This is a genomic window from Curtobacterium sp. 1544 (genome assembly GCF_040544915.1).
Classification (GTDB): domain Bacteria; phylum Actinomycetota; class Actinomycetes; order Actinomycetales; family Microbacteriaceae; genus Curtobacterium; species Curtobacterium pusillum_C.
This window is the reverse complement of record NZ_JBEPKX010000050.1, coordinates 1-8,764: the sequence shown is the minus strand read 5'-3', so window position 1 is coordinate 8,764 and position 8,764 is coordinate 1. Positions and strand designations below refer to the sequence as shown.

General features: G+C 72.7%; 10 protein-coding genes. 3 read left to right on the top strand and 7 right to left on the bottom strand.

The features are described 5' to 3' along the window. Window positions 1–130: 130 nt before the first annotated feature. Window positions 131–814: an SDR family NAD(P)-dependent oxidoreductase gene (locus ABIC61_RS18440; protein WP_354031068.1), complete on the bottom strand. Its 684-nt coding sequence runs from the start codon at window positions 812–814 to the stop codon at window positions 131–133. A 101-nt stretch (window positions 815–915) separates the two neighbouring features. Here ABIC61_RS18440 and ABIC61_RS18435 point away from each other — a divergent pair, with 101 nt between their 5' ends. Next, window positions 916–1,761: a helix-turn-helix transcriptional regulator gene (locus ABIC61_RS18435; RefSeq protein WP_354031067.1), complete on the top strand. Its 846-nt coding sequence runs from the start codon at window positions 916–918 to the stop codon at window positions 1,759–1,761. A 9-nt stretch (window positions 1,762–1,770) separates the two neighbouring features. Here ABIC61_RS18435 and ABIC61_RS18430 read toward each other — a convergent pair whose 3' ends face one another. Both ABIC61_RS18430 and ABIC61_RS18425 read right to left on the bottom strand, forming a co-directional pair. Beyond that, on the bottom strand, window positions 1,771–2,064 hold the full coding sequence (locus ABIC61_RS18430) for a Dabb family protein (protein ID WP_354031066.1): 294 nt from the start codon (window positions 2,062–2,064) through the stop codon (window positions 1,771–1,773). A gap of 137 nt (window positions 2,065–2,201) precedes the next feature. Beyond that, window positions 2,202–3,089: an SDR family oxidoreductase gene (locus ABIC61_RS18425; protein WP_354031065.1), complete on the bottom strand. Its 888-nt coding sequence runs from the start codon at window positions 3,087–3,089 to the stop codon at window positions 2,202–2,204. Window positions 3,090–3,209: 120 nt separating this feature from the next. On the opposite strand from ABIC61_RS18425, the gene ABIC61_RS18420 reads away from it, so the two are divergent. After that, window positions 3,210–3,431 (top strand): hypothetical protein, encoded by a 222-nt coding sequence (locus ABIC61_RS18420; protein ID WP_354031064.1) that lies wholly within the window; start codon window positions 3,210–3,212, stop codon window positions 3,429–3,431. Between the two features lie 124 nt (window positions 3,432–3,555). Next, on the top strand, window positions 3,556–4,017 hold the full coding sequence (locus tag ABIC61_RS18415; protein WP_354031063.1) for a DUF4383 domain-containing protein: 462 nt from the start codon (window positions 3,556–3,558) through the stop codon (window positions 4,015–4,017). 98 nt (window positions 4,018–4,115) lie between these two features. Here the strand turns inward: ABIC61_RS18415 and ABIC61_RS18410 are convergent, their stop codons facing one another. The 4 genes from ABIC61_RS18410 to ABIC61_RS18395 are packed head-to-tail and all read right to left on the bottom strand — an operon-like array spanning window position 4,116 to window position 8,603. Beyond that, window positions 4,116–5,042, bottom strand: coding sequence for an ROK family protein (locus tag ABIC61_RS18410; protein WP_354031062.1), 927 nt, complete (start codon window positions 5,040–5,042; stop codon window positions 4,116–4,118). Continuing rightward, a complete protein-coding gene (locus ABIC61_RS18405; RefSeq protein WP_354031061.1) occupies window positions 5,039–6,748 on the bottom strand; it encodes a dipeptide ABC transporter ATP-binding protein in 1,710 nt (569 codons plus the stop codon). The genes ABIC61_RS18410 and ABIC61_RS18405 overlap by 4 nt, the downstream gene beginning before the upstream one ends. Beyond that, window positions 6,748–7,647, bottom strand: coding sequence for an ABC transporter permease (locus tag ABIC61_RS18400; RefSeq protein WP_354031060.1), 900 nt, complete (start codon window positions 7,645–7,647; stop codon window positions 6,748–6,750). Before ABIC61_RS18400 ends, ABIC61_RS18405 begins: the two co-directional genes overlap by 1 nt. After that, on the bottom strand, window positions 7,644–8,603 hold the full coding sequence (locus ABIC61_RS18395) for an ABC transporter permease (RefSeq protein WP_354031059.1): 960 nt from the start codon (window positions 8,601–8,603) through the stop codon (window positions 7,644–7,646). The genes ABIC61_RS18400 and ABIC61_RS18395 overlap by 4 nt, the downstream gene beginning before the upstream one ends. Between the last annotated feature and the right edge of the window lie 161 nt (window positions 8,604–8,764).

Below are 8,764 nucleotides of genomic sequence, written 5' to 3'. Positions count from 1 at the left end.
CCCACTTGGTGGGGGCCCCCCCCGGGGGGGGGGGGGGGGGGGGGTGGGGGGGGGGGGGGCCCCCCGGGCCCGGGGGGGGGGGGGGGGGGGGGGGGGGGGCCCCCCCCCGCGCCTCCAGTCCGTCGGGTGGTCACCACCCGAGCGGCGCACCGTCCTCCAGGAACACGCCCGTCGGGCCGTCCGGACCGGCGGCGGCAGCCGCCGCGACCGTCGCGGCGCTGACCTCCACCGGGCGACCGTGCGGGTTCTCGACGCCCCCGAACTCCGTCGCCGTGTACCCGGGTTCGACCGCGACGACGTGCACCTCGGGCACCGCACGGGCGTACTGCACGGTCAGCATCGAGACCGCGGCCTTGCTCGCGCCGTAGACGATCGCCTGGTACTGCGACGCCGGCTTCTCCGGGTCGTGGTTCGCGGCGAAGGAGCCGAGCGCGCTCGAGATGTTCACGATGACCGGGTTCGCGGAGCGGCGGAGCAAGGGCAACGCGGCCTCGGTGGTGCGGACGATGCCGACGGCGTTCGTGTCGAAGACCTCGAGGGCTTCGGGGCCGTTCAGCGCGACCTTGCCGATCCCGGCGTTGTTCACCAGGACGTCGAGGCCGCCCTCGGCATCGAGCTTCGCGAACGCCGCGGCCACCGAGGCGTCGTCGGTCACGTCGAGCTGCACGGCTCGGGCGCCGATCGAGTCGGCGACGGCGCGGCCGGTGTCGAGGTCCCGGGCGCCGATCCAGACGGTGTGTCCGGCGGCGACGAGCTGGCGGGCGGTTTCCTTGCCGAGGCCTCGTGTGGCCCCGGTGACGAGTGTCGTTGTCATGGCCTCAGCGTCGGACAGCACGGCGCTGCCGGGGAGTCGTCCGGTTGTCGTAGGACTGACGGACCCAGGACACCGGCCGCCAGGCGTCGCAGACTGGGGACGTGGAACACACCGAGTTCGGCCGGACCCTGCGCCGCCTGCGCGACCACGTCGCACCGGAGGCGGTCGGCGTCGTCGCGGGCAGTCGCCGCCGTGCCACCGGGCTGCGCCGCGAGGAGCTCGCCGCCCTCGCGGGCATCTCCGCCGACTACCTCACCCGTCTCGAGCAGGGTCGCGCCACCTCGCCGTCCGCCCAGGTGGTCGAGGCCCTCGCCCGGTCGCTGCGGGTCGCCGACGCCGAGCGGGAACTGCTCTTCCGGCTCGCGGGTCACGCGGTCCCCGGGGTGGACGTCGTCCCGTCGCGGATCCCGCCGAGCGTGCAACGGCTGCTCGACCGCCTCGCCGACACCCCCGTCGCGGTGCTCGACGCCGCGGGGACGATCCTCGTCGCGAACGCTCCCTACGACGCACTCATGGGCCCGGTCGGGGCGCTCCGCGGTCACGAGCGCAACACCGCGTGGCGACACCTCGTCGGACCGGGCAGCCGCGCGGTGCACACCGACGCCGAGCAGCGGGCGTTCGAGGCGTCGGTCGTCGCCGCACTGCGGGTGACCGTCGCCCGCTACCCGCTCGACCGCGCGCTGGGACAGCTCGTGCGGGACCTCCGCGCCGCGAGCCCCCGGTTCGTCGCGCTGTGGGAGTCCGGCGACGCTGCGCCCACGCGGGAGTCCGGTCGGCGGAAGGTCGTCGACCACCCGGCCGTCGGGCGGATCACGCTCGACTGCGACACCCTGCAGATCGCCACGGACGACCTCACGGTGCTCGCGTACACGGCCGAGCCGGGCACCGAAGATGCCGATCGTCTGGCGCTCGCCATCGTGCTCGGGACGCAGTCGCTCGCCGGGTGAGCCGGGGCGTCAGTCGTCGATGTCGAAGACCACGACGCGCGAGCTCGCACCCCTGATGAACGCCGCGACGGGCTGGTGCTCGGCGTGCGGCAGGTACCCCTCGAGCGCCGCCCGGTCCCGGAATCGCACGACGAGCATCCAGTCGAACCCGCCCTCGAGTCCCTCGGTGCTCACGCTCTCCCCCGAGCGCACCGACTCCACCCCGTCGATGCGGGGCAGGTGCTCGCGGCAGAGCGCGTCCGCCTCCGCGGATGCTCCGGCGTCGCTCCACTCCACCAGGACCACGTGCGTCGTTCCTGCCACGGTTGCTCCTCACGCGGCCGGCTCGGTCGGACGGTTCCGCTCCGTCGAGCCTGGCACGTCGTGCGCGACCCGGCCACAGACGGCCTGGAGGCACGTGACGACCCCGCCACGCGCCTCCAGTCCGTCACCGGCCACGTCTAGAACGCGGACGTCCCGCCCGCGATGGTGATCGTGGAACCGGACTGGTAGCTCGACTCCGGGCTGACGAGGTGCACGTAGGCGGCACCGAGCTCGGCGGGCTGCCCAGGGCGGCCGAACGGCGACTGCTCGCCGAAGTGCGACACGGTCTCGGCGTCGTCGGAGCCGGGCTGGAGCGGCGTCCACACCGGCCCCGGCGCGACCGAGTTCACCCGGATGCCCTTCGGTGCGAGCTGCTGCGCGACGGCCTCGGTGAAGAGCTTGATCGCACCCTTCGACACGGCGTAGTCGATCTTGTCCGCCGACGGGGTGGAGGCCTGGATCGACCCGGTCGTGACGATCGTCGAACCGGGCTCCAGGTGTGGCACGGCGGCCTTGGTCAGCCAGAACAGCGAGTAGATGTTCGTCTTGAACGTCGAGTCGAACATCGAGGTGTCGAGCGTCAGGATGTCGTCGTTGCTGTCCATCCGACCGGCGACCATCACGAGGGTGTCGAGCCCGCCGAACTCATCGACGGCCTTCTGCACCAGGTCGCCGCAGTACCGCTCGTCGGAGATGTCTCCAGGGAAGAGCACCGCACGGCGTCCTTCGCCCTCGAGCAGGTCACGGACCTGTTCAGCGTCCTCCTGCTCGTCGGGCAGGTAGGACAGCACGAGGTCGGCGCCCTCGCGGGAGAGCGCGATCGCCGCGGCACGGCCGATGCCGGAGTCGGCACCGGTGACGATCCCGCGGAAGCCCTTGAGACGACCGAGGCCGACGTAGCTGTCCTCGCCGTGGTCGGGCTTCGGGTCCATCTTCCACGCGGCACCCGGCAGGGACTGCTCCTGCTTCGGGTACGGCGGGGCGGGGTAGAGGGTGTTCGGGTCGTGCTTGTCGTACTGGCTCATGGCCCCACTGTGCTCGGCCGGTCCGCACCACACGTCCAGGTCGCGCCGCCGTCGCAGAGCAGCCGTCGCCGGGCGGCCGTCGCGGGCGTAGGTTCCAGGCATGACCGTCGAGGCCACCGCGTGAACCCGCAGCTCCTGTTCGGCATCGGCGGCGTGATCGTCGCGGTGTGGGGCGTCGTCATCACCGTCTGGACCCCGTGGGCGCAGCGCATCGGCGGAGGGCGGCTCGCGAACGGACGACCGATCACGCCCGCGTTCGTACGGACCATCGGGGTGTTCCTGGCGGTCGGCGGGGCGCTCATCGCGGTCCTGGCCTTCACGGGCGTCCTCCCGGACCACTGATCAGACCGGGGCGACGCAACGACCTGCAAACCGCCCGTGCGACTGCTCCGAATGCACCGTGGACGTCATGAGCGTCCAGGCCGCGCACGGACGCGTCGGTCTTCTCCAGAAGAGAGGTCGCACCATGACCAGCAACGCAGCAGCAACCACCCGCGTCGGGTACGGATCGACGTGGACCCAGAAGGGCGCCTTCGTCTTCGGCGTCGTCTTCCTCCTGGTCGGCATCGCCGGCTTCATCCCCGGCCTGACGATGGACATGGGCACCATGTCCGTGGCGGGTCACGGCTCGATGGCGATGCTCGTCGGCCTCTTCCAGGTGTCGGTGCTCCACAACATCGTGCACCTGCTCTTCGGTGTCGTCGGACTCCTCGCGGCCCGCGGTGCTCGCGGCGCCCGGCTCTACCTCGTCGTCGGCGGCATCGTCTACGCGGTCCTGTTCGTCTACGGCCTCTTCACCGCAGGGATGGCCGACCCGGCGAACTTCGTGCCGCTGAACAGCGCCGACAACGTGCTGCACCTGGTGCTCGCCGTCGCGATGATCGTGCTCGGCCTGATCCTGCCGCGCATCGGAGCCCGCCGGGCCTAGCGTCCGCAGCACCACAGGGCACCCAGCCCACGAGCCGAGCCGGTCCGAACCACGAGATCAGGTGGTTCGGACCGGCTCTCGTCGTGTGCGCGACCGGGTCAGCTCACCGGAGCGCCGCCGCGGACGAGGTCCCGCACCTGCGCCGCCGCCCCGAGCGCGACCGCGTCGGCGCCGAGCGCACTCTGTGCCAGCCGGATGGCCGCACCGCTCACCGGGGGTTCCGCCGCGATGGCCGCGCTGACGGCCGGTTCGAGCAGGTCCCACGATCGTGCGACGCCACCACCGATGACGACCGTCGTCACGTCGAGGATCCCGGCGGTGAGCAGGGCTGCACGGGCGATCCCCCACCCGGTGATCGCGAACACCTCGGCCGCGTCGAGGTCCCCGGCACGAGCCGCGTCGGCGACTGCACGGGCGGACACCCGTCGTCCCGACCGCTCGGCGTACCTGTCGGCGATCCCCCGTGCGCCGGCGATGGTCTCCAGGTGGCCCACCTGCCCGCAGGTGCAGCGGACGTCGCTGAACCCAGGGACGTGTCCGATCTCTCCCGCAGCACCGCGCGGCCCGGCGAACAGGGTGCCGCCGAGCACGAGGGCGCCCCCGACGCCGGTGCCGAGGGTCATGCCGAGCGCGTCGGCCTCACCGGCGACGGCTCCGGCGGCGAGCTCGCCGAGCAGGAACGCGTTCACGTCGTTGTCGAGCGTCGCGGGGACGCCGAGCGCCGCCGAGACCGCGGCGGTGACGCCGTAGCCGGCCCATCCGGTGAACGAGTTCGCGGTGACGAGGACCGTGCCCGTGGTCGCGTCGACGACACCGGCCGCGCCCACCCCGACACCCGCCAGGGAGGCCCGGTGCCGGTCGAGCAGGACGCGTACCGCCTCGACGGCGGCGGTCACGATCGCGTCCCCGCCGGCGTGCGCCGGCGTCGGCAGGTCGATGCGGTCGATCACCTCGAGGTCGGGGGTGGCGAGCAGCACCTTCGTGTTGGTGCCGCCGACGTCGATCCCCGCGAAGACCGTGCTCACGCGTCCACCGCCGCGAGGGTGGCGAGCCGCTCCGCGCGACGCTGCCGTTGCAGCACGGGGTCGGGGACGGGCACCGCCGCGAGCAGTCGGCGTGTGTAGTCCGTCGTCGGGTGCAGCAGCGTGGTGTCCGTGGTGCCGTGCTCCTCGATGACGCCCTGGCGCATCACGACGACCCGTTCGGCGAACTGCTGCACGACGGCGAGGTCGTGCGAGACGAACAGGCACGCGAAGCCGAGGTCGTCCTGCAGTTCGCGCAGGACCTCGAGCACGGTCTCCTGCACGCTGACGTCGAGCGCGCTCGTCGGCTCGTCGGCCACGAGCAGTCGCGGCGAGAGCACCAGAGCGCGGGCCAGCGACACGCGCTGCCGCTGTCCGCCGGAGAGCTCCCGGGGTGCGCGGGACGCGAGGGTCCGGGGCAGCCGGACGGCGTCGAGCACCTCGTCGATGCGCTTCCGGCGGTCGGCGGAGGACAGCCCGCGGCGGTGCACGGCGAGCGGCTCGGCGATGCACTCCGCGACGGACATCCGGGCGTCCAACGACGCGACCGGGTCCTGCAGCACGACCCCGATGCCGGACCGGAGCACCCGGCGGTCCCGACCCCGCGCGGTGCGGAGGTCGGACCCGAACAGGTGCACGCTGCCGGACGTCGGCTTGACGAGCCCGAGCGCCACCCGGGCCGCCGTGGACTTGCCGGAGCCGGACTCACCGACCAGGCCGACGGTCTCGCCGGCGTGCACGGCGATGTCGATGCCCTGCAGGGCGTGCACCGCGCGCGCCCCGCGCCCGAACGTCACCGAGACGTCCCGCAGGTCGACCACCGGGGCCGCACCGCGCCTCCCGTCCGGAACGTCGACGGAGGCGACCGAACCGACCGACGCAACCGGCGGGACGGGCCCGGCCGGCACACCGACACCCGCCGGTGCGACCGCCAGCCGCGGCACCGCCGCGAGCAGGCGCTTCGTGTAGTCGTGCTGCGGCCGGAGGAGGACGTCCTCGACGCCACCGGTCTCCACGATCTCGCCCTGCAGCATCACCGCGACCCGGTCCGCGAAGTCCGCGACGACACCCATGTTGTGGGTGACGAGCAGGACACCCGTGCCGGTGTCCGCGGCCAGGCGACGGAGCAGCTCGAGGATCTCCGCCTGCACGGTGACGTCCAGCGCGGTCGTCGGTTCGTCGGCGATGAGGAGCTTCGGCGAGTTCGCGATCGCCATCGCGATGACGACGCGCTGCCGCTGCCCGCCGGACAACTGGAACGGGAACGCCTTCGCGCGCGCAGCCGGCGAGGGGATGCCGACGCGGTCGAGCAGGTCCACGGCCCGCGCGGCTGCGTCCGACGCGGAGACGTCCCCGTGGTTCCGGATGACCTCGGCGATCTGTGCCCCCACACGGGTGAGGGGGTCGAGGGCGGTCGCGGGCTCCTGGAACACCATGGAGGCGGTGCTCCCGCGCAGACGGCGGAGGGCGGTCTCCGGGGCCCCCACGACCTCGTGACCGTCGACGACGGCGCTGCCGCGGGCGGTGGCGTTCCCGGACAGCAGGCCCATCGCGGCGAGGGCGACGGTGGACTTGCCGGACCCGGACTCCCCGACGAGCGCCAGGGTCTCCCCCGGTTCGACGTGCAGGGACACCCCTCGGACGGCGTCGACGGTGCCGGACTCGGTGCTGAACGCGACCCCGAGGTCGGTGGTGGTCAGGATGGACATCAGCGGCCCCTCACGTCGAAGGCGTCCCGGAGCCCGTCGCCCACGGCGTTGAACGCGCAGACGACGAGGATCACGGCGAGACCCGGCGGCACGATGAGCCACCACCGTCCCGAGTAGGCGGCGGTGAGACCCGCCGAGAGCATGCCGCCCCAGTCCGTCGCCGGAGCCTGGACACCCAGCCCGAGGTACGAGACGTAGGCGACGAGGAGGATCGCGTCGGCGACCTGGAACGTGGCGGCCACGACGATCGTCGACACCGAGTTCGGCAGGAGGTGCTTCCCGATGGCCCGGGCGTGCGAACCGCCGATCGCGCGGAGCGTCAGGACGTAGTCGCGGTTCTTCAGCGTCAGCGTCTCCGCGCGGATGAGTCGGGAGGGCACCAGCCACGACACGAACCCGAGGATGACGATGAGGCCCCCGACACCGGGGGTCGTGATCGCCGAGATGACCAGCAGGATGAAGAGCGCCGGGATCGCGATGCCCGCGTCGACCACGCGCATCATGACCGCGTCCACCCAACCGCCCACGTACCCGGCCACCGAGCCCCACAGGGTGCCGACGACGGTGGCGAGGATGCCCGCCGCGATGCCGACCATGAGCGAGACCTTGCCGCCGTACATCAGGCGACCGAGGACGTCGTGCCCGACGGCGTCGGTGCCGAGCCAGTGCGCCGCACTCGGGCCGAGGTTGGCCTGGGACAGCTGCGTGTGGGTCTGGTCGGTCGGGTAGAGGAACGGGCCGACGAAGCAGAACAGCACGATCACGACGATGACGACGAGGCCGATCACCGCGAGGGTGTTGTGCCGGAAGCGACGGACGGCGAGGCGCCAGCCGGTGGACGCTACGGGCTGGACCAGGGGCGCAGCACCGGGCGCTTCGGGTGCGAGCTGTGCGCTCATGCGCGGCCTGCCTTCACTCGGGGGTCGATGAGGGACTGCGCGACGTCGGCGAGCAGCGTGCCCACGACGGTCGCGATCGAGATGACGAGGACGCAGCCGAGCAGCGTCGGGTAGTCGGAGGTCTGCGCGGCGTTCCAGAACAGCAGTCCCATGCCGGGGTAGTTGAAGAGCTGCTCGGTCACGAGCGCGCCGCCGAACAGCACGGGCAGGTAGTACCCGAGCATCGCGACGACCGGCGTGAGCGAGTTCCGGAACACGTGCCGCCGCAGGATCGTGGCGGTGGACGCGCCCCCGGCACGGGCGGTGCGCACGTAGTCCTCCTGCAGGTTCTCGAGCGTCGAGGCCCGCATGTACCGGCTGAAGACGGCGATCATGGCGAGCGCTCCGGTCACGACCGGGAGGACGAGGCCGGCCGGGTCCTGGAAGACCTCGGCGAGGGTGTTGCCGCTCGGCGCCTGCGACGGCAGCCACGGCAGCTGCTGGCTGAAGACGATGATCAGGACGAGGCCGAGGAAGAACGCCGGCGTCGAGTAGAAGACGAACGCCAGGGCTGTGGCCGCGTAGTCGACCGCGCCGTTGCGTCGTGCGGCCTGCCACATGCCGACGGGGATCGCGATGACGAGGCCGAGGACGGCGGAGATGCCGGTGAGGACGAGGGTCTTCGGCAGGCGCTCGGCGATGAGCTGCGACACCGGTTCGTTGAGCGTGTACGAGGTGCCGAGGTCACCGGTGAGCAGGCGGCCGAGGAACCGCAGGTACTGGACCGGCAGGGCCTGGTCGAGTCCCTGTGCCTGGTTGAACGCGGTGATCTGCGCGGGCGTCGCGGAGACGCCGAGGACACCGCGGGCGGGTCCGCCGGGCAGCGCGTGCAGCAGGCAGAACACCACGATCGTGACGATGAGGATCACCGCGAGCGCCTGCAGGACGCGCCTGGTGAGGTAGAGAGCTGTGGACATGCGGCTTCCGTCGGTCGGTGCTTGCGTGAGCCTGTCTGGAGGCGGGGGGGGGGGGGGGGCCCCCCCCCCCCCCCCCCGGGGGGGGGCCCGGGGGGCACCCAACCCAAGGGGGGGGGGGTGTGTTGGGGGCGGGCGCGGGGGGGACCCCGCCCCCCCCGGGA